This window comes from Nocardiopsis lambiniae (assembly GCF_031845465.1).
GTDB classification, from domain to species: domain Bacteria; phylum Actinomycetota; class Actinomycetes; order Streptosporangiales; family Streptosporangiaceae; genus Nocardiopsis; species Nocardiopsis lambiniae.
Window position 1 is genome coordinate 193,204 of record NZ_JAVREP010000006.1, and the last position, 20,814, is coordinate 214,017.

The 20,814-nt window shown below is 71.7% G+C and carries 15 protein-coding genes; 12 read left to right on the forward strand and 3 right to left on the reverse strand.

Annotated features, from left to right (window positions below; all coding sequences use genetic code 11):
- Nucleotides 1-25 precede the first annotated feature (25 nt).
- Both RM479_RS11660 and RM479_RS11665 read right to left on the reverse strand, forming a co-directional pair.
- Nucleotides 26-2,368 carry a coiled-coil domain-containing protein gene (locus tag RM479_RS11660; RefSeq protein ID WP_311511729.1) on the reverse strand — a complete coding sequence of 781 codons (2,343 nt, stop codon included), beginning with the start codon at nucleotides 2,366-2,368 and terminating at the stop codon, nucleotides 26-28.
- 450 nt (nucleotides 2,369-2,818) lie between these two features.
- Nucleotides 2,819-4,045, reverse strand: a complete 1,227-nt coding sequence (locus tag RM479_RS11665) for a class I SAM-dependent methyltransferase (protein WP_311511730.1) — start codon at nucleotides 4,043-4,045, stop codon at nucleotides 2,819-2,821.
- Between the two features lie 232 nt (nucleotides 4,046-4,277).
- Between RM479_RS11665 and groES the strand changes: the two genes are divergently transcribed.
- The 9 genes from groES to RM479_RS11710 all read left to right on the forward strand — a co-directional run bounded on the left by groES (nucleotide 4,278) and on the right by RM479_RS11710 (nucleotide 15,620).
- Nucleotides 4,278-4,589 carry a co-chaperone GroES gene (gene groES, locus RM479_RS11670; RefSeq protein WP_073376999.1) on the forward strand — a complete coding sequence of 104 codons (312 nt, stop codon included), beginning with the start codon at nucleotides 4,278-4,280 and terminating at the stop codon, nucleotides 4,587-4,589.
- A gap of 117 nt (nucleotides 4,590-4,706) precedes the next feature.
- A complete protein-coding gene (groL, locus tag RM479_RS11675) occupies nucleotides 4,707-6,311 on the forward strand; it encodes a chaperonin GroEL (protein WP_311511731.1) in 1,605 nt (534 codons plus the stop codon).
- 255 nt (nucleotides 6,312-6,566) lie between these two features.
- Nucleotides 6,567-7,208: a sigma-70 family RNA polymerase sigma factor gene (locus RM479_RS11680; protein WP_397221925.1), complete on the forward strand. Its 642-nt coding sequence runs from the start codon at nucleotides 6,567-6,569 to the stop codon at nucleotides 7,206-7,208.
- Nucleotides 7,209-7,621: 413 nt separating this feature from the next.
- A complete protein-coding gene (guaB, locus tag RM479_RS11685; protein WP_311511733.1) occupies nucleotides 7,622-9,115 on the forward strand; it encodes an IMP dehydrogenase in 1,494 nt (497 codons plus the stop codon).
- A gap of 145 nt (nucleotides 9,116-9,260) precedes the next feature.
- A complete protein-coding gene (locus RM479_RS11690) occupies nucleotides 9,261-10,367 on the forward strand; it encodes a GuaB3 family IMP dehydrogenase-related protein (RefSeq protein WP_274808474.1) in 1,107 nt (368 codons plus the stop codon).
- 149 nt (nucleotides 10,368-10,516) lie between these two features.
- Entirely contained in the window at nucleotides 10,517-11,386 is an 870-nt protein-coding gene (locus RM479_RS11695; RefSeq protein WP_311511734.1) for a lytic transglycosylase domain-containing protein, read from the forward strand.
- Between the two features lie 252 nt (nucleotides 11,387-11,638).
- Nucleotides 11,639-13,360 (forward strand): glycerol-3-phosphate dehydrogenase/oxidase, encoded by a 1,722-nt coding sequence (locus RM479_RS11700; protein WP_311511735.1) that lies wholly within the window; start codon nucleotides 11,639-11,641, stop codon nucleotides 13,358-13,360.
- A 95-nt stretch (nucleotides 13,361-13,455) separates the two neighbouring features.
- Entirely contained in the window at nucleotides 13,456-14,169 is a 714-nt protein-coding gene (locus RM479_RS11705) for a response regulator transcription factor (protein ID WP_311511736.1), read from the forward strand.
- A gap of 14 nt (nucleotides 14,170-14,183) precedes the next feature.
- Nucleotides 14,184-15,620 (forward strand): sensor histidine kinase, encoded by a 1,437-nt coding sequence (locus RM479_RS11710; RefSeq protein WP_311511737.1) that lies wholly within the window; start codon nucleotides 14,184-14,186, stop codon nucleotides 15,618-15,620.
- On the opposite strand, the gene RM479_RS11715 is transcribed toward RM479_RS11710, so the two are convergent.
- Nucleotides 15,574-16,596 (reverse strand): TAXI family TRAP transporter solute-binding subunit, encoded by a 1,023-nt coding sequence (locus RM479_RS11715; RefSeq protein ID WP_311511738.1) that lies wholly within the window; start codon nucleotides 16,594-16,596, stop codon nucleotides 15,574-15,576. The two genes, RM479_RS11710 and RM479_RS11715, sit on opposite strands and share 47 nt — an antisense overlap.
- Nucleotides 16,597-16,814: 218 nt before the next feature.
- Between RM479_RS11715 and RM479_RS11720 the strand changes: the two genes are divergently transcribed.
- From RM479_RS11720 to RM479_RS11730, 3 genes are all read left to right on the forward strand, one after another.
- Nucleotides 16,815-17,843: a TAXI family TRAP transporter solute-binding subunit gene (locus tag RM479_RS11720; protein ID WP_311511739.1), complete on the forward strand. Its 1,029-nt coding sequence runs from the start codon at nucleotides 16,815-16,817 to the stop codon at nucleotides 17,841-17,843.
- Nucleotides 17,844-17,854: 11 nt separating this feature from the next.
- Nucleotides 17,855-18,445 carry a DUF1850 domain-containing protein gene (locus RM479_RS11725; protein ID WP_397221932.1) on the forward strand — a complete coding sequence of 197 codons (591 nt, stop codon included), beginning with the start codon at nucleotides 17,855-17,857 and terminating at the stop codon, nucleotides 18,443-18,445.
- Nucleotides 18,446-18,536: 91 nt separating this feature from the next.
- On the forward strand, nucleotides 18,537-20,729 hold the full coding sequence (locus RM479_RS11730; RefSeq protein ID WP_311511740.1) for a TRAP transporter permease: 2,193 nt from the start codon (nucleotides 18,537-18,539) through the stop codon (nucleotides 20,727-20,729).
- Nucleotides 20,730-20,814 lie beyond the last annotated feature (85 nt).

Sequence of the window (20,814 nt, forward strand, 5' to 3'; positions counted from 1 at the left end):
CGATTCCGCGAACGCGACCCACGGCCTACTCGTCGTCGTCCTCCTCGTCGCGGCGACGCTTGCGCTTGGGCCCGCCCTCGCGGCCCGGGCGCAGCAGTGCCTCGGCCAGGGCCAGCACGGTCTCCTCCAGGGAGGAGAAGCGCTTGGTGATGTCGTCGTGGGAGTTCTCGACCGCCTCGGTGATCGTCTCCTCCAGCTCGTGCCGGTCCGGGCGCTGCTTCAACTCCCGCAGCACCGGGGAGACGGCCGAGGTGACGTGCTCGTCGATCTCGTCCAGCTTGGAACCGTGGTCGATCTGCGGGCGGTCGACCAGCTGGCTCAGGCGGCGGTGCAGCTCGCTGACCTCCATGGTCTGCGGGAGCTGGTTGAGGCGCTGGTTGAGCGCCTCCAGCCGGTCGTCCACGGCCTCCAGACGGCCGTCGACCCCGTCGAAGTGCCCGCTGACGCCGTCGAACTGGCCCTCGACCCCGTTGACCCGACCGTCGATGCCGTCCAGACGGCCGTTGATGCCGTCCATCCGGCCGTCGATGCGGTCGATCTTGCCTTCGATGCCCTCGAACTGGCCCTCGAAGTGCCCCTCGAAGGTGTCGAAGCGGTCGGTGAGCCGCCCCAGTTCGTGGTCGACCTTGCCGGTGATCTGGGAGAGGTGGTTGTCCACCTTCCCGGTGAGGGACTCGCGCTGGCGCTCCAACCGCTCGTCCAGGGCGATCCGGTGCGCCTCCACCTGCTCGGTGAGCGCCTCGGTGAGGGTCTGGGACCGGTCCTCGGCATCGGTGGCGAGCCGGGCGGAGCTCTCCGCCACGAACGTCCGCAGCTCCTCGAAGCCGGTGGTGACGCGCTCGGAGTCCTCGGTGATCCGTTCGGCGAGGGAGTCGGCGCGCTCGGTGAAGGACGCGCTCATCCGTTCGGCGGTGGCCTCGGAGCGCTCGCGGGCCTCGGTACGGCCCAGCTCCATCTGCTCGTTGATCTCGGCCAGGCGCTGGCGCAGGTGGGTGCGCAGCTCCAGGAGCGAGGTCTCGTGGTCCTTGCGCAGACCGCCGACCGCGCCGGTGACGTCGGCGACGGCCGCGGTGGCCTCGGCGTGGTTCTCCTCGGCGAGGGTCGTCAGGTGGGTGACGCTCTCGGTGACCTTGGCGGCCAGGGTCTCGTGCCGTTCCACGAGGTCGTCGTGGCGCTCGCCGGCGGCGGTGGCCAGGGCGGTCAGCTCGCCGTTCAGCTCGCCGGTGTTCTCCTGGAGACGGGCGAGCAGCGCCTCGTGCCGCTCCTCCAGGGCGGTGCCCAGTTCGGCGGCCTTGGCGTCGGCCTGCTCGGTGAGCGCGGTGCGCAGCCCCTCGGTGCGCTCGACCAGGTCCGTGCGGGCCTCGCCCAGGGCCTCCGTCAGGGCGGTGCGGCCCTCGGTGACGGTGGTGGACAGTTCCTCGCGGGTGGTCGAGACGGCGTCGGCCAGTTCGGCGGCCTTGGTGTCGGCCTGTTCGGTGAGGGTGGTGCGGGCCTCGCCGAGCGCGGTGGACAGCTCTTCACGGGCGGTCGTGACCGCCTCGGTCAGCTCGGCGGCCTTGGCGTCGAGGGCCCCCGCGAGCCCGGTGCGGGTCTCACCCAGCGCGGTGGACAGTTCCTCACGGGCGGTGGCGACGGCGTCGGCCAGTTCGGCGGCCTTGGTGTCGGCCTGTTCGGTGAGGGTGGTGCGGGCCTCGCCGAGCGCGGTGGACAGTTCCTCGCGGGCGGTCGTGACCGCCTCGGTCAGCTCGGCGCGGTTCTCCGACAGCGCCTCGGCGAGTTCGGTGTGCCGGGTGCCGGAGACCTCGGCGAGCGCGTTCAGCGACGTCTCCACGGCCTCGGTCTTGGCGGTGAGCGCGGACAGGGCGCCGTCGAGCGCGTCGAGCCTGGACTCGAAGGTCTCGCTCAGCGAGGTCAGTCGCTCGCCCAGCTCGCCGACCTGGTCGGCGGTGCGGATACCGGTCTCCGACATGCGCTGGAGACGGGTGAGCGCGGTGTCCAGGTGGCCGGCGATGCGGTGGGTGTCCGCCCGCAGGGACGGCATGTCCGACAGCGGCTTGACCTGGCGGCCGACGACCTCGATGTGCTCGGCCAGGGTCTCGGCCCATTCCGGGGGACGGGCGAGGAAGTCGTCGATCCGGCCGTTGACCGCGGTGACCGACTCGGCGAGCCCGACGAGTTCGCGCTCGCGCAGCTCACGCAGGAGCCACTCCATGCCTTCGAGGCGCTGGCGCATCTCCTCGTTGACCGCGCCCATCGACTTCTGTTCGGAGTCGTGCTCGTGGGCCGCCTGGGAGAGCAGGTCGCGCATGCGGTCGGAGATCCCGGCCTGACCTCCCCCGTTGAGGAAGTTGTGATTGGTCTGTTCCACCGAGGTGCTCCTTGTTGTCTCTGGCGCTCCCGACACCTGGCCCGGGGGAATGGACGGTGGGTGTTCCGGGCAGGTCGGGTTCTCGATGGTCCCCGGATGGGCGGCACTCCCGCAGCCGTTCGTGCCCCAATGTGATCAGAGTGTGACTGTGCGTATGCGAGAGAGGCGAGGATGGAACGTCGACCGAACCGCGTTGCGGATCACTCACGCACGGCCTTCCGGATGAACCCATGAGAAGGGAGGGAATCGCCCGGCCAGTCTAACGACACGGAGCGCCTTCGCCCCAGGGGGCGGCGAAAGATCTCGCTCCACGAGATAACGATCCGATACCTCGCGTTCCACGCTGGGTGACCGTCCCGGCGTCGGGTGGTCCACGGTGTCGTCCCTGGTCACGAAGGTACAAACCGCCTGTGCGCGGTCGTTTCCGGGACGGCCGCCCCGGAGGGAGGGTCAGGCGGCGGGGAGTTCGCGGCACAGGAGGGCGAAGGGGCGCTCCCCGACGCGGGTGAGGACCACGGTCGCCGACTCCGGGCCGGAGGCCCTGAGGTCGCGGCGCAGCTTCTCGGTGTCCACCGCCGACCCCCGTTTCATCACCGTCACGGTCCCCACCTTGCGCTCCCGCAACGCCGATCGCAGGCGCTTCAAGGAGAACGGCAGCACCTCGGTCACCTCCAGTACCCGCCACAGCGGCGAGCGCACCGCCTCATCGGCCGTGAAGTAGGCGATCCGTTCGTCCAGCAGCACCCCGTTCACTCGGGCGACCGCCTCGGCGACCAGGTGCGAGCGGACCACCGCGGGGTCCGGGTCGTACAGGTAGCGTCGGGCCGCCCCCACCGGGGCCGGTCCCAGGCCGGGTTCCTCGTCCAGGCGGGTCCGCGCGCCGTCGCGCTCGGACAGCACCGTCGCCCGGCGCCGCGGCCCCCCGGCCAGGTCGCCGAACCACAGCGCCGCCTCCTTCAGTTCGCCGTCCACCGAGATCCACTCCGTGTCCGCCCCGGCGGGCAGTACCTCGTGCGGGATCCCCGGCGCCGCCTTCAGGCAGGCCGCGGCCGAACCCTCCGCCAGCCCGACGGCCACGTCCCACGGCGGCGAGTAGGCCGCCGGATCGAACACCCGGCCGCGTCCGCCGCGCCGTGCCGGGTCGCACACCAGCAGGGGGTACGCGCCGGGGGCGACCTCCGTGACGTCCCCCTCGCGCACCCGGGCCACGTCGCCCAGCCCCAGCGCCGCGATGTTGGCCCGTGCCACCGCCACGGTCAGCGGGTCCAGGTCGACGCCCTCCACCGGGACGCCCCGGCCGGCCAGGGCCAGCAGGTCGGCACCGATACCGCAGCACAGGTCCCCGGCCGGGCCCGGACCCACCGTGGAGATCCGCTCGGCGCGGTGGGCCGCCACCGAACCCCGGGTGGACTGCTCCAGGCCGTTCGGGGTGAAGAACATCCGATCGGCCAGGGCACCGAACTTGACGCGCCCGCGAACGCGGAGCGAAATCTGCGTCAGGATCGCGTTCACCAGCTCGGAAACGGGTAGGTCGGGGTCGAGGCCGGCCACCCGTGGGTCCTCGCGCAACCGGGAGGCCGCCGCCAGCGCGTCCCGGGTCGCCTCGGCGTCGTCCACCGACGCCAGCAGCTCACGGCCCGCGTCGGTCAGCAGGGCCTCGAACGCGGGCACGCGCATGGGTCTCCCTCACAGGATGGGTCCACCGGCGATGCCGGTCCACCGACGCCACCGACCAGGGGTCACGGTCACATTTCCATTCTGGCACTCTCGGGGGTAGAGTGCTAATCGCGACGAGGCCGGTCTGGCACCCGCGACGACAGGCCGCCGCGGTCGCCCCTTTTCCTTAACCGGTCCGTGCCTTCGCACGGGCCGAAGTGGACACCGAAACTTTGAAGGGGGAGGTCACACAGTGTCGACCGCCACCAAGACCGTGCTGAAGCCGCTTGAGGACCGCGTCGTGGTCAAGGCCCTGGAGGCCGAGCAGACCACCGCTTCCGGTCTGGTCATTCCGGACACCGCCAAGGAGAAGCCCCAGGAGGGCGAGGTCCTCGCGGTGGGCCCGGGCCGTTGGGACGACGAGGGTGACAAGCGCATCCCGCTGGACGTGAAGGTCGGCGACGTCGTCCTCTACAGCAAGTACGGCGGCACCGAGGTCAAGTACGACGGCCAGGAGTACCTGGTCCTCTCCGCCCGCGATCTCCTCGCGGTCGTCGAGAAGTAATCCTCGACACGGCCCGTCAGTACGGGTCCGGAGCATTTCCGCGCATCCCGCACCGGTCGGCATCTCGCCGGGCGGGCGGGATGTTCGCTTTCGACCAGGCCTAAGAGGAAGAACCACATGCCGAAGATCCTGGAGTTCGAGGACGACGCCCGTCGCGCCCTCGAGCGGGGCGTCGACCGCCTCGCCGACGCCGTCAAGGTGACGCTCGGCCCGCGCGGCCGCAACGTCGTCATCGACAAGAAGTTCGGCGCCCCCACCATCACCAACGACGGTGTGACCGTCGCGCGTGAGATCGAGCTGGAGGACCCCCACGAGAACCTGGGTGCCCAGCTGGTCAAGGAGGTCGCCACCAAGACCAACGACGCCGCGGGTGACGGCACCACCACCGCCACCGTGCTGGCCCAGGCGCTCGTGCGCGAGGGTCTGCGCAGCGTGGCCGCCGGCGCCTCCCCGATGTCCCTGAAGAAGGGCATCGACGCCGCCGCCGTACGGGTGTCCGAGATCCTCCTGGAGCGCGCCCGCCCCGTCGAGGAGCGCGCGGACATCGCGTACGTCGCGACCAACTCCGCCCAGGACGAGCAGATCGGCGACCTGATCGCCGAGGCGTTCGACAAGGTCGGCAAGGACGGTGTCATCACCGTCGAGGAGTCCCCGACCTTCGGTCTCGACCTGGAGTTCACCGAGGGCCTCCAGTTCGACAAGGGCTACATCTCGCCCTACTTCGTCACCGACGGCGACCGCCAGGAGGCGGTGCTGGAGGACGCGCAGATCCTCATCAGCCAGGGCAAGGTCTCCAGCCTCAACGAGCTCCTGCCGCTGCTGGAGAAGATCGTCCAGAACAAGAAGCCGCTGCTCATCATCGCCGAGGACATCGAGGGCGACGCCCTGGGCGCCCTGGTGCTCAACAAGATCCGCGGCACCCTGAACGTCGCCGCGGTCAAGGCGCCCGGCTTCGGCGAGCGCCGCAAGGCCATGCTCCAGGACATCGCGATCCTCACCGGCGGTCAGGTCATCGCCGAAGAGGTCGGCCTCACCCTGGAGAACGCCGACCTGGAGGTGCTGGGCAACGCCCGCCGCATCACCATCACCAAGGACACCACCACCATCGTGGACGGTGCCGGTGAGCAGTCCGAGGTCGCCGACCGGATCGCGCAGATCCGCAAGGAGATCGAGGCCAGCGACTCCGACTGGGACCGCGAGAAGCTCCAGGAGCGCCTGGCCAAGCTGGCCGGCGGTGTCTCGGTGCTGCGCGTCGGCGCGGCCACCGAGGTCGAGCTCAAGGAGAAGAAGCACCGCCTGGAGGACGCCATCTCGGCGACCCGCGCGGCCATCGAGGAGGGCATCGTCGCCGGCGGCGGCGCCTCCCTGGTGCACGCCTCCACGGCCCTGGACGACCTGGGCCTGACCGGCGACGAGGCCACCGGTGTGGGCATCGTCCGCCGCGCCCTGGTGCAGCCGGCCCGCTGGATCGCCGAGAACGCCGGCGCCGAGGGCTACGTGGTGGTCCACCGCATCTCCGAGTTGGAGGTCGGGCAGGGCTACAACGCCGCCAAGGGCACCTACGGCGACCTGGCCGCCGAGGGCATCATCGACCCGGTCAAGGTCTCCCGCTCGGCCGTTCAGAACGCCGCGTCCATCGCGGGCATGCTGCTGACCACCGAGGTGCTGGTCGCCGACAAGCCCGAGGACGAGGCCGACGACGGCCACGGCCACGGCCACTGACGGACCCGATCCGTTCGCGGACGTCGACGGTGGGCCGGCCCGGGGTATCCGGGACCGGCCCACCGGCCTGTGCGGACCGTGACCCGAGGTGGCGGAAGGTCGTCCTCAGGAGCCTCGGAGGGTGCTCTCTATCACGCGGGTCTCACGTTCGACCGTGAGTCCGGTACCGTTTTGGGGTGAATTTTCCAAAACGTGACCATTCCGTAGTTGGGGATTGGGGCGGTCAAGTCGGCCGGCGGGGGCATGATCACTAGCGTGACGGATGCAAACGCCCGGGGGGGCGTTACCGCGCAGCGGCCAGGGACACCAGGGGAGCCCGACCCCACCTCGCGCGATACCGGCCTGAACAGCCTGGGATCGCGTGCGGTCCGAGGGGAGGACGGGGCCATGGACTCGCTCCTCCGAGAGGTCCGCCCCATGGTGGTCCGTTACTGCCGGGCCCGGCTGGCCCGGGTCTCCGGGCTGGCCCACTACTCCGACGACGTGGCCCAAGAGGTCTGCATCGCCCTGCTCTCGGCGGTCCCCCGCTACCAGGATCGGGGCCGGCCCTTCGCCTCCTTCGTCTTCGGGATCGCCGCGCACAAGGTGGCCGACACCCTGCGCGGCGCCGGCAGGGTCGAACTGGTCTCGACCGACACCGTTCCGGACCACCCCGACGAGGCACCCGGCCCGGAGGAGGCGGCGGTGCGGGTCATCGAGGCCCAACGCGCCAGGGAGCTGCTCGATGAGCTCCCGGAACAACAGCGCGCACTGCTGATCATGAGGGTGATCGCAGGACTGACAGCGGATGAGACGGGACATGTACTTGGAATGTCGGCGGGTGCGGTACGGGTCGCCCAGCACCGGGCTATCGCTCGGCTTCGGCAGGTGGCCGTGGCGAACCGACTCCTCCCCTGAACACGCCGGCCGCCCCGGTGAGGGGCGTCGGCCCTGTCCGGACCGTCCCCGCCCCCACGCCCTCGTGGCCTGCCGGGCCGTGGGACCGATCCGGTACCGTCCGCGCGGACGCCACTGACGTACGGACGCCACCGACGTGCGGGTGCCATCGGCGCCGCTCGCACGGGGTGCGCCGCCCCGCGGAGGGAAGAAGTCCCACGTGCCGGGGCGTTGACCTGGCCAGGGGCCTTCCCGTCCGCACGGTCCGTCCCAAACCGTGAGACTGCTCACTTTCCCGTCCCGGTGGCGGGGAGAACACCCCGTTCCCCCCGAGCCGCCCGGGCCGACGACCTAGGATGAGACGACACGCGGGGGCGAGCACCGCGGGCGTGCCGGAGGGCCGGCGGGCCGGAGCGAGCAGCGGAGGTTGTGTCATGGGTCAGGAGAACATCGGCGACTACGGGGACAAACTGCTGCCGCCGGGGTTGACCTACGACGACGTACTGCTCGTACCGGCCTACTCCGACATGCAGCCCGGCGAGGCGAGCACCGCCACGCGCCTGTCCCGCAACATCCGCCTCAACATCCCACTGCTGTCCGCCGCCATGGACACCGTCACCGAGGCCCGCATGGCCGTCGCGATGGCCCGCCAGGGCGGCGCCGGCGTCCTGCACCGCAACCTCTCCGCCGAGGACCAGGCCGCCCAGGTCGACCTGGTCAAGCGCTCCGAGGCGGGCATGGTCACCGACCCGGTCACCTGCAAGCCCGAGGACACCCTCGCCGAGGTCGAACGCCTCTGTTCGCACTACCGGATCTCCGGCGTCCCCGTCACCGACGAGACCGGCCGCCTGGTGGGCATCGTCACCAACCGGGACATGCGCTTCGAGAGCGACCGCACCCGCCTGGTCCGCGACGTCATGACCACCGAGAACCTCGTCACCGCGCCCGTCGGCGTCACCCGTGAGCGGGCCTTCGAGCTGCTGCGCCACAACAAGGTGGAGAAGCTCCCGCTGGTCGACGCCGAGAACCGGCTGCGCGGCCTCATCACCGTCAAGGACTTCATCAAGAGCGAGCAGTACCCCAACGCCACCAAGGACGCCGACGGCCGCCTCGTCGTCGGCGCCGCGGTCGGCGTGGGCCCCGAGGCCACCGAGCGCGCCAAGCTGCTGGTCGAGGCCGGTGTGGACTTCGTCGTCGTGGACACCGCCCACGGCCACTCCGCCGGCATGGCCGAGATGGTCGCCAAGCTCAAGGCCAACTCCCGGGCCGACGTCGTCGCCGGCAACATCGCCACCCACGCCGGCGCCCAGATGCTCGTCGACGCCGGCGCCGACGCCGTCAAGGTCGGCGTGGGCCCCGGCTCCATCTGCACCACCCGCGTCGTCGCCGGGGTGGGCGCCCCGCAGCTCACCGCCATCCTGGAGGCGGCCAAGGCGTGCGGCCCGGCCGACGTCCCGCTCATCGCCGACGGTGGTCTCCAGTACTCCGGGGAGATCGCCAAGGCCATCGCGGCCGGCGCCAGCAGCGTCATGCTCGGCAGCCTGTTGGCCGGTGTCGAGGAGAGCCCCGGTGAGCTGATCTTCATCAACGGCAAGCAGTTCAAGGCCTACCGGGGCATGGGCTCCCTGGGCGCCATGCGCGGCCGTTCCTTCTCCAAGGACCGCTACGCCCAGGCCGAGGTCTCCTCCGAGGACAAGCTCATCCCCGAGGGCATCGAGGGCCAGGTGCCCTTCCGCGGCCCGCTCCAGGCGGTCTCCCACCAGCTCGTCGGTGGTCTGCACCAGTCCATGTGGTACGCGGGCAGCCGCACCCTGGACGAGCTGCGCGAGCGCGGTCGGCTCATGCGCATCACCAGCGCCGGCCTGCGCGAGAGCCACCCGCACGACATCAAGATGACCGTCGAGGCGCCCAACTACAACGCGCGCTGACACCACGCCGTCACGGGCCGCCCGGAGCACCTCCCGGGCGGCCCGACCCGTCCCCGGCCGTGGCCGGATAGACTCGCGACGGCAGTACAGGCACCGGTCATACGGCCGGGGCAGCACGTCAGAGGGGATCGAATCGTTGGCTCAGGTGGAGATCGGGCTGGGCAAGAACGGGCGCCGGGCCTACGAGCTCGACGAGATCGGCATCGTGCCGGCTCGGCGCACGCGCGACCCGGAGGAGGTGTCGATCGCCTGGCAGATCGACGCCTACCGGTTCGAGACGCCGCTCATGGTCAGCCCCATGGACAGCGTGGCCTCGCCGGAGACGGTCGTGGCCGTCGGCCGCCAGGGCGGTCTGGGCGTGCTCGACCTGGAGGGTCTGTGGACCCGCTACGAGGACCCCGCCCCCCTGCTGGCGGAGATCCGCGAACTCGGTGACGTCGCCGCCACCAAACGGCTCCAGGAGATCTACTCCGCCCCCATCCAGGAGGAGCTGATCGGCCGCCGGATCGAGCAGATCCGCGACGCCGGCCTGGTCACCGCCGCGCGGCTGTCCCCGCAGCGCACCGCCCAGTACCACAAGGCGGTCGTCGACGCGGGCGTGGACATCTTCGTGATCCGCGGCACCACGGTCTCGGCCGAGCACGTGTCCGGGCGCGCCGAGCCGCTCAACCTCAAGCAGTTCATCTACGACCTGGACGTCCCGGTCGTCGTCGGCGGTTGCGCCACCTACACCGCCGCCCTGCACCTGATGCGCACCGGCGCCGCCGGCGTCCTCGTCGGGTTCGGCGGCGGTTCGGGTCACACCACCCGTTCCGTGCTGGGCGTGGCCGTGCCGATGGCCAGCGCCATCGGTGACGTCGCCGCCGCCCGCCGGGACTACCTCGACGAGTCGGGCGGCCGTTACGTGCACGTCCTCGCGGATGGTGGCATGACCACCAGCGGCGACATCGCCAAGGCCCTGGCCTGCGGCGCCGACGCGGTCATGGTCGGTTCACCGCTGGCCCGCGCCACCGAGGCCCCCGGCGGCGGTTACCACTGGGGGAGCGAGGCGCACCACGGCGAGCTGCCGCGCGGCGAGCGGGTGCACGTCGGCACCATCGGCGACCTGTCGTCGATCCTGCACGGGCCCGCGTCCACCAGCGACGGTTCCATGAACCTCATGGGTGCGCTGCGGCGCACCATGGCCACCTCCGGCTACACCGACCTCAAGGAGTTCCAGCGGGTCGAGGTCGTGGTCAACCCCCATCGCTGATCGATGCTCTCCGCGAACGAGGGGCGTCCCGGGGAACCGGGGCGCCCCCGTCCGCGTTGTGCGGTCGAAACCCCCGTGAACGCGGTGTGCGACCATGATCCGGCCGTCGGCGTCATACGAGTCCGACGCCCCCGATGGAAGGAACGACCTTGGGTGGAGGCACCCGCGGTACGAAGCGTGGCAAGGGCCCGCTCATCGCCGTCTGCGCGACCCTGGCGCTCTGCCTGTTGCTGACCGGCGGCGTGCTCTTCGTGGTCGACCGGCTCTCCCGGACGCTCGACGCCTGGCAGGTCCCCCCGGAGACGGCCGCCGGCCCGCTCGACGGCACCATCGAGACGCCCGCGCACGACGGGCTCACCGGTCCCCCCACGCCCGCCGAGGTCGACCCGGCCACCGGCGCCGAGGAGTCCCTGGCGGCGGGCGCCGACGAACGGTCCACCCCCGACGGTGCCGCCGACCGCCGTCCCGCCGACGAATGGCTGGAGCAGGTCTCGACGGCCACCTCCGTTCCGCCCCGTGCCCTGGAGGGTTACGCCGGCGCGCAACTGGCGCTCGCCGCGGAACTGCCCTCGTGCAACCTGTCGTGGCCGACCCTCGCCGGGATCGGGTTCGTGGAGTCGCGGCACGGCACCTACGCGGGCGGTGAGATCGGACCGGACGGCACCACCACCGTCGACATCATCGGCATCCCGCTCGACGGCACCAACAACACCCAGGCGATCCCCGACACCGACGGCGGTCTCCTGGACGGGGACGCCGAATGGGACCGGGCCATCGGTCCGATGCAGTTCATCCCGAGCACGTGGGCCCGCTGGGGCGTCTCGGTGAGCGGCGGCGATCCCGACCCGCACCAGATCGACGACGCCGCCCTGTCCGCCGGCCGCTATCTGTGCGCGGGCGGCCGGGACCTGACCGTCGCCGCGGACTGGGAGGCGGCCATCCTGTCCTACAACCGGTCGTCGGAGTACGTGGCCGACGTGCTGGCCTACGCGCACGCCTACGCGGACGCGGCGGCCTGACCGGGGGTTCCCCACCGGCCCGGGGACTCCTCCGAGGGGCCCCGGGAGGGGTTCCGCCCGGCTGCCCGGCGCTCCCCGGGGCCGGCCACCGGCCCACTCCCTCGCCCGGCGCGGCGGACGCCGCGCGTGGCGTCCCCCGAGACGGCCGGGGGCCCGGTTAGCCTGGGGTCCTTCGGCCGCTCCGATGGGCGGGCCCCTCCGGCGGGTATGCGCTGGGGAGGAAGAACCATCGCGACGGAGGGACACACGGGTATGACGACCACCTGGATGGGACCGGAGGGGCGCGAGGACGCCTTGGCGGCGATGCGGGACGAGGAGTTCGACGTCCTCGTCGTCGGCGGCGGCATCGTCGGGGCGGGCATCGCCCTGGAGGCCGTCTCGCGCGGGCTCTCCACGGCTCTCATCGAGGCGCGCGACCACGCGTCGGGCACCTCCAGCAGATCCAGCAAACTCATCCACGGCGGCCTGCGCTACCTGGAGCAGTTCGACTTCGAACTGGTCCAAGAGGCGCTCCGGGAACGCGGCCTGCTGCTCACCACCATCGCCCCGCACCTGGTGCGACCGGTGCCCTTCCTCTTCCCGTTCGCCCACCACTGGGAACGCTTCTACATCGGCGCGGGCGTGTCCCTGTACGACACCTTGGCCATGACCTCGCGGAACAACCGGGGACTGCCCTCGCACCGGCACCTGACGCGCGGCGGGGCGCTGCGGATCTTCCCCGCGCTCAAACGCGACGCGCTCGCCGGCGCGGTCCAGTACTGGGACTGCCAGGTGGACGACGCCCGCTTCGTCACCACCGTCCTGCGCACCGCCGCCGGACTGGGGGCGCGGATCGCCTCGCGGGTGCAGGCGGTGGGCTTCCTGCGCGAGGGCGAACACGTGGTCGGCGCCCGCGCCGCGGACCTGGAGAAGGGCGAGGAGATCTCCGTCCGCGCCCGCCAGGTCGTCAACGCCGCCGGTGTCTGGACCGACGAGATCCAGGAGATGGTCGGCGGTCGCGGGCAGATCCACGTGCGCGCCTCCAAGGGCGTCCACCTGGTGGTGCCCCGCGACCGCATCCAGGCCTCCTCCGGGATGATCCTGCGCACCGAGAAGAGCGTGCTGTTCGTCATCCCCTGGGGCAGGCACTGGATCATCGGCACCACCGACACCGCCTGGGACCTGGACAAGGAGAACCCGGCCGCCAGCCGCGCCGACATCGACTACGTCCTCGATCACCTCAACCAGGTGCTGCGCACCCCGTTGAGCAGGGACGACGTGGAGGGCGTCTACGCGGGCCTGCGCCCGCTGCTGTCGGGGGAGTCGGAGGAGACCTCCAAGCTCTCCCGCGAACACGTGGTCGCCCATCCGGTGCCCGGACTGGTCCTCATCGCCGGCGGCAAGTACACCACCTACCGGGTCATGGCCAAGGACGCCGTGGACGCCGTCGCGCACGGCCTGGGCGGCGGCATCCCCAAGTCGGTCACCGACAAGCTCCCGCTGGTGGGAGCCTCCGGTTACCCGGCCCTGGTCAACCAGCGACACCGGTTGGCCCGGGACACGGGGCTGCACGTCTCGCGCATCTCCCACCTGCTGCGCCGCTACGGCACCTGTGTCGACGACCTGCTCGACCTGATCAGGGAACGCCCCGACCTGGGCCGCTCGCTCACCGGAGCCGACGACTACCTGCGCGCCGAGGTGGTGTACGCGGTCCGCGCCGAGGGGGCCCGGCACCTGGAGGACGTCCTGGCCCGGCGCACCCGGATCTCCTTCGAGACGTGGGACCGCGGCATCGCCGCGGCCGAGGAGGCCGCCGAACTCATGGCCGAACCGCTGGGATGGGACGACGCGCAGGTCCAGCGCGAGGTCGAGTACTACCGCAAGGGCATCGAGGCCGAGCGCTCCGCCCAGGAGCAGGACACCGACCAAGAGGCGGACGCCATCCAGCACGGGGCGCCCGAGATCGTCCCCGAGGCGAACATCTCGCGCCCCTGAACTGTGACGTCCGGGACACCCTGGTGTGTCCCCGGGCACACCCGTCGGGTTAGGGTGCGGGGGTATCACCACCCCCGCACCCGAGGACCCGACCCATGATCAAGGTGCTGCTCGTCGAGGACGACGTTCGCCTCGCCGACGCCCTCGCCGGGGCGTTGGAAACCCACGGTTACACCGTCACCCAGGTGCGCACCGCGCAGCGGGCGCTGGCCGCCGACCCCGCCGACATCGTGCTGCTCGACCTCGGACTGCCCGACATGGACGGCGTGGAACTGTGCCGGATGTTCCGGGAACGCCACGACGTCGGCGACACGGCGATCATCATGGTGACCGCGCGCGGCCAACAGCGCGAACGGGTGCGCGGACTGCGCTCCGGCGCCGACGACTACGTGGTCAAACCCCTGGCCATCGAGGAACTGTGCGCCCGCATGGAGGCGGTGCTGCGCCGCACCCGTCGCCCCTCCGACGAGCCCCTGATCGCGGGGCCCCTGCGCATCGACCCGGCCGGGCGCACGGTCGAACGCGACGGCGCCCGGGTGGAGGTCACCCGCAAGGAGTTCGACCTGCTGCTGGCCCTGGCGCGTGAGGCCGGCACCGTCCTGTCCCGCGAGCACCTGCTGCTGCGCGTCTGGGGGACCACCTGGTCGGGGACGCTGCGCACCCTGGAGGTGCACGTGGGCACCCTGCGCGCCAAACTCGACGTTCCCGGCCTCATCGAGACGGTGCGCGGGGTCGGGTACCGGCTCGCCGTCGCCCACGGACCGGCGGACGCGTCGGCGGACGCCGTTCCGGCGGCGTCACGGCACTGATCCGGGGCGGGTCGATGCATCGCCGTGTCATCACCGTGTACGTGACCCTGCTGGTCGCCGCCTGCCTCGGGCTCTCCCTCCCCCTGTGCGGCAGCATCGCCGCCCGGGGCACCTCCGACATGCTCCTGGACCGGATCAACGACACCGCCCGGTTCGCGGGTATCGCCGAACCCGCGGTCCTCACCGGTTCCGGGGGCATCCTCACGGCCGAACTGACGGCCTACGACCGCCTCTACGGCATCTCCGCCATCATCGTGGACCGCGAGGGCGGGGTGGTGGCCGCGTCCCGGCCCGGCCTCGACATCACGGACATCGACCCCGGGCGGCGGCCCGACGACCCGATGCCCGAGGCGGTCCGCAACGCGCTGGCCGGCAACCGCATGGGCGCCGACCGGGTGGTCTACCCCTGGCAGGACGGTCCCCTCATCGTCGCCGAACCCGTCGGCCGGTCCGGTGAGGTCGTCGGCGCGGCCGTCACGGCCTCGCCCACCGCGTCGCTGCGACGGGCCACCCTCGTCCAGTGGGCCCTGGCCGCGGCGGCGGTCACCGTGCTGATGATCGCTGGCATCGCCGCGGCCGGGCCGCTCACCCGGTGGATCCTGCGACCCATCGACGACCTCGACGAGGCCACCCGCGCGGTCGCGGGAGGCAGCCTGGACATCCGGGTGCGCACCGCAGCGGGGCCGGTCGAACTGCGACGCCTGGGGGAGTCGTTCAACAGGATGGCCGACACCATCACCGCGATGCTGGAGAGCCAGCGCGTCTTCGTCGCCTACGCCGGGCACCAGGTGCGCAACCCGTTGGCGGCCCTGCGGCTGCGGGTGGACGCCCTGTCGAGGCACCTCACCCCCGAGGGCCGTACCGGACACAGGCTGGCCCTGGACGAGGTGGACCGGCTCACCCGCATCTGCGACAGCCTGCTCACCCTGGCGCGCACCGAGGACACCGAACACTCGACGGTGTGGGAGGACGTCGGAGAGGTCGTCCGGGACCGACTGCTCTCATGGGAGCCCATCGCCGAACGGGCCGGAGCGACCCTGCTCCAGGAGGGCGGGGACGGGATACGGGTCCGGTGCGTGGAGGGCACACTCGACCAGACCCTGGACGCGCTCATCGACAACGCCCTGAAGTTCGGGGGGGAGGGCGTGCGGATCACCGTGCGCGTCCTCCGGTCCCCACCCGGGCCGGACGGGGAGGGCCACGTGGACGTGCACGTCGTCGACGACGGTCCCGGCCTGCCGGAAGGGCAGCTGGCACAGGCCACCCGGCCGTTCTGGCGCGACGGCGGCGTGGGCGGTTCGGGTCTGGGCCTGTCCATCGTCGTCACCCTGCTCGAACTCCAGGGGGCCTCGCTCACCCTGCGTCCCGCGCACCCCCAGGGGATCGACGCGCGGATCCGCCTGGTCACGGAACCGCGGCCGATTCCGCCACCCGATCGTGCGCGTATTTGACCTCCTGGTAGTAACCGGCGGCCCCGGGGTGGAGGGGCACCGGCAAGGTGGCGATCGCCGACCGGGGGTGCAGCTGGAGTGCCACCGGGTGGATCTCGGCGAGTTCGGCGCGGGAGTCGAAGAGCAGCCGGGTCAGCTCCTCGGCGGTGGGGTGGGGCATGCTCGCGCTCACCACCAGCAGGCTCGGCACGCCGATGGTGCGCACCGCCGGTACGCCCGGGTAGGTGCTCGCCGGTACCGGCAGCTCGGAGAAGTACGCCCCGTGCTCCTCGCTCAGGGCGTTGACGTGCTCGGACAGGTCCAGCAACCGGATCGGGAAGCGCTCGGCGAGGTCGGCCACCGCCTGGGTGGGAAGCCCGCCCGACCAGAAGAAGGCGTCGATGGCGCCCCGTTCCAGGGCCGAGGCCGACCCGCCGATGGACAGCCGCAACCGGTGCACCACCGCGTCGGGGCCGCCGTCCTCCTCCAGCCCCACCAGGTCCAGCAGCCGTTCGGCCATCATCTCGGTACCCGAACCCTTCGCCCCGACCGACACCGTGCTCCCGGCCAGGTCGGACAGGGACCGGTACGGGGAGTCGGCCCGCACCACCACGTGGGTGTGGTTGTCGTACAACCGGGCGATCGCGTTGATCGGCAGGGGCTCGTCGAACGGCGGGTCGCCCGCCACGGCCAGCGCCGACACGTCCGCCAGGGTGAAGGCCGCGTCCAGGGAGCCCTCGGCCACCAGCCGGTTGTTCTCCACGCTGGCCGCGGTGGTGAGCGCGGTGATCCGCACGTCGCCGTGCGAGGACGAGACGATCCGCGCCAGCGCCGCGCCGTACTCGTGGTACACGCCGCCGGTCCCGCCGGTGCCCAGGGAGAGGTGCACCGGGGGCGCCTCCCGTGGCTCGGCCCGGGTGAGCAGCGGCGTGGACACCGTCAGCACGAGGAGGGCCGCGGCGAGGGGCCACACGAGGCTCAGAGAGGACCGCGACATGCTCGAACGATAGCAAGTCGGGGGAAACCTCAGAGGAACCTCAAAAGGTGAGGACGGACGGGGGGTTTCCGGGAGGTGCCGGTTACGTTTCTCGGCAACGGAGTGGCGTGCGACACACCCGCTCTCCGGTGCCGTTCCCCCCGATCCCGGGGCGCACGGGACCGCCGCCCACCGCTCCGTGACAGCCCCCGAGGAACACCCGAGAGGACCCCCTGACCATGCGACGCGCCCTCCCCTCCCTGGCCGCCCTGTCCACCGGTGTCCTGCTGTTGACCGCCTGCGCCCAGCCTGCGGAATCCGGCGGGGACGAGGAGGTGGGGATCGGCTCCGGGCCCGTGCAGAACCAGCTGAGCATCGCCACCGGCGGCACGGCGGGCGTCTACTACCCGATCGGCGGCGCGCTGAGCGGCATCATCGGCGACAACATCGAAGGACAGTCGGGCTCCGTCGAGGCCACCGGCGCCTCCGTGGAGAACATCCGCCTCCTCGGGTCCGGCACCGCGCACATGGCCATCGTGCAGGGCGACGCCGCCGACCAGGCCGCCACCGGCACCGCCGACTTCGAGGGCGCCCCCGTCGAGACCTACTCCCTGGCCGTGCTCTACCCCAACGTCTTCCACGCGGTCACCCTCGACCCGATCGCCGAGTCCAAGGGGTTCGAGTGCTTCTCCGACGTGGTGGAGAGCCGCTACTCCGTCGGTGACGTCGGCAGCGGCAACGAGGCCACCACCAACCAGGTCTTCGCCTCGCTGGAGATCGCCGGCGACCAGATCGAGATCGACCAGCTCGGCTACGCCGAGACCGCCAGCGCCCTCCAGAACGGCCAGCTCGACGCCGGCTCCTGGGTGGTCGGCGAAGGGCACGCCGGCATCACCGAGCTGGGCACCACCGACGACCTCCACCTCATCCCGCTCTGCGACGACGAGCGCTCCGCGGTCGTCAACGGCTACGGCGGCTACACCGAGCACACCATCGCTGCGGGGACCTACCCGGGTGTCGACGAGGACGTCCCCACCATCGCCGTGTGGAACGCCCTCGTGGTCAGCGGCGGCTTCAACGAGGACCAGGCCTACGAGATCACCAAGGCCATGTTCGAGAACATCGACGCGGTGCTCGACGTGTACGCCCCGGCCGAGGAGTACCTGGTCGCCGAGACCATCCTCAACAGCCCGGTCCCGGTGCACCCCGGCGCCCTGCGCTACTACGAGGAGCAGGGCATCGAGATCCCCGAGGAACTCCGCCCCTGACGTAGGACCCAGTGAAGACGACACCCGACCGCGACGCGGCCCCCGGCACCGCCGGGCGGTCGCGTCCCGGGGCCCCCGCGACCGGGGTCCCCGTCGACCGCGACGTGCGCACGGCCGTACTGCTCACCGTCGCCCTGGCGCTCCTCGGCGCACTGGTGTGGCCGGTCCACCCGGCCCTGCGCGTCGCCGACGAGGGCACCGTGATCGGACACCTCCCCCTCGCGGAGGAAGAGGTGTTCACCGTCTCCTACGTGCACTCCATCGACCGCCTGCCGATCGAGGAGGACCTCGCGGTCCGCGACGGACACCTCGTGGTCGACGCCACCCGGATCCGCCAGTTCGGCGCCGGTATGGGGCAGATCCCCGGTGAGGGGAACGGCCGGGCCGAAGGGCCGTGGTGGGTCGTCGAGGACATGGGCCGCGACATCGGGCCCGTACTGGCCCTGCGGGTCGGTGCCCCCGCCGTCGACCACCGGATCCGCACACCCGATGCCGAGGTACGGCTCTCCCCGTGCCTCACCGCCCACCGGGTGACCGTGGAACCGGTCCGCCTCTCCACCCTCCACCTGCCGCTCACCCGCGTGCCCGCACCGGACTGCTGACGCTCCGGGGCACCCGACCACCGCCTCCGCCGCCGGGATCCCGCATACGACCGCGCCCCGTCGGCCCCCTACGGACGACCCGAGGAAGACCATGGCCGAGACACCGTCACAGGCACGGGGGGACACCCCCGGACACGAGGGGGAGGAGACCGCGACCGTCCCCGCCACGGAGGGGACGGCGACGTCCACCGCGACCGACGGGGACACCGCGGACCGCGGACCCGGGTTCGGACGCCGGCGCACCGGCACGTCCGCCGACGTGCTCCCCGACGTCGAGGGGGAGGACGACGGGGCCGGACCCGTCTGGAAGCGGATGGCCGTCGAACGCTGGGGCGAGGGGCCGCTCGCCACCACCGTCGGCGTCCTGGTGCTGGTCCTGGCCCTGGGCCTGGGCCTCTTCCAGATCCACATCGCCCTGCTGGGCGGCTTCGACGCCCGTCAACAGCGCCTCATCCACCTGCTGTTCGTGCTGGTCCTGGTACTGCTGGTCAAACCGTCCCTGCCCGGTCGCGCGGGACGGTCGATCCCCGCCCTGGTCTTCGACACGGTGCTCATCGGCGCGGCCTTCGTGACCAGCCTCTACCCGATCGTGTACCAGCAGGAGCTGGCCTCCAGGGCGGGCGCCTACACCGACCTCGACTGGATCATGGGCCTGATCGCGATCGTCGTCCTGCTGGAGGCCACCCGGCGCACGGTCGGCATGGTCATGGTGGTGATGGTCGCCGCGTTCATTTTTTACGCGTGGGTCGGTCCGCTCATCCCCGGACAGTTCGGGCACTCCGGCGCCACCATCCAGCGCATCGCCACGCACTCCTACCTCGGTGACGGCGTCTACGGCCTCACCCTGGGCGTGGTCGTCACCTTCGTGTTCGTGTTCATCCTGTTCGGTGCCCTGCTGTCCAAGACCGGCGGCGGCAGCTTCTTCGTCGGGCTGGCCTACGTGCTCACCGGACGCATGGTCGGCGGCCCGGCCAAGGGCGCGGTGCTCAGCAGCGCGCTCATGGGCTCGGTGTCCGGCAGCGCCATCGCCAACGTCGTCAGCACCGGTCCGTTCACCATCCCCCTGATGAAGAAGGTCGGGTACCGCAGGCACGACGCGGCGGGGGTGGAGGCCGCGGCCTCCACCGGCGGCCAGATCCTCCCGCCCATCATGGGCGCGGGCGCGTTCATCATGGCGGAGCGCACCGGCATCCCCTACGCCGACATCGTCAAGGTCGCCATCATCCCCGCGCTCATGTACTTCGGGGTGATGTTCCTGTTCGTGGACATCCTCGCCCGCAAGTACGGCATCGGGGTGGCCCGCGACTCCGACCTGCCCCGCATGCGCGCGGTCATGGCGGCGGGCTGGCACTTCCTCGCGCCCCTGCTCCTGCTCATCGTCCTGCTGCTCAACTACGTGCCCCCGACCCGGGCCGGCCTGTGGGCCTGCGGCGCCCTGTTCCTCGTGGCCATGCTGCGGGCCGCCAGCCGACTGGGACCCCGGGACATCCTGGAGGTCTTCGTCCTGGCCGCCCGCAACACCATGCCGGTGTCGGTGGCCTGCGCGGTGGCGGGCATCATCGTCGGCATGGTCGGGCTGACCGGTCTGGGACTGGTGCTGTCCGACGTCCTGGTCACCGTGTTCGCCGGAAGCCTCCTGCTCACCCTGCTCATGGTGGCGATCGCCTCGCTCATCATGGGCATCGGCCTGCCGGTGACCGCCGCCTACGTGGTCCTGGCCGTGCTGGCGGTCCCCGCCCTCCAGGAGTTGGGGCTGGCGGTGATCGTCGCGCACATGATCGTCTACTGGTACAGCCAGGACTCCAACGTGACACCGCCGGTGGCCTTCGCCGCTTTCGCCGCCGCCGGCGTGGCCAACGCCTCCCCGATGCGCTCGGGGCTGTCGGCGTGGAAGTTCGCCAAGGGGCTCTACCTCATCCCGATGCTCATGGCCTACTCGGCGCTCATGGAGGTCGACGGCCCGATCACCGACCTGGCCGTCGCCGTCGTCAGCGGATGCGTGGCCCTGGCCACGGCGGCCATCGCCCTGGAGGGCCACTTCCTGAGGCCGGTCGCCGTCGGCGAACGGATCGCGTTCGTCGTCGCCTCCCTGCTGATCATGATCGCCCCGGAGTGGAGCGCCCTGTTCGGGGCGGCGCTGTCGCTCGGCGTGGACTCCTCCTGGTTCGTCCTGGCCGGATCCGTCCTGGGGGGCGCCCTCATCGCCCTCCAGGTGATCGCGCACCGGCGGAACCGGAACACCGTCCCCGCGACGGCCGACGGCACGCCGACCCCCGTCGCCTGACCGCCGCACCCGCCCGCCGCGCCCCTACCCGTTCTCGTGGGCGCGGCGGGCACACCCGTGCCCCCCGGTCATCCGCCCCGGTCCC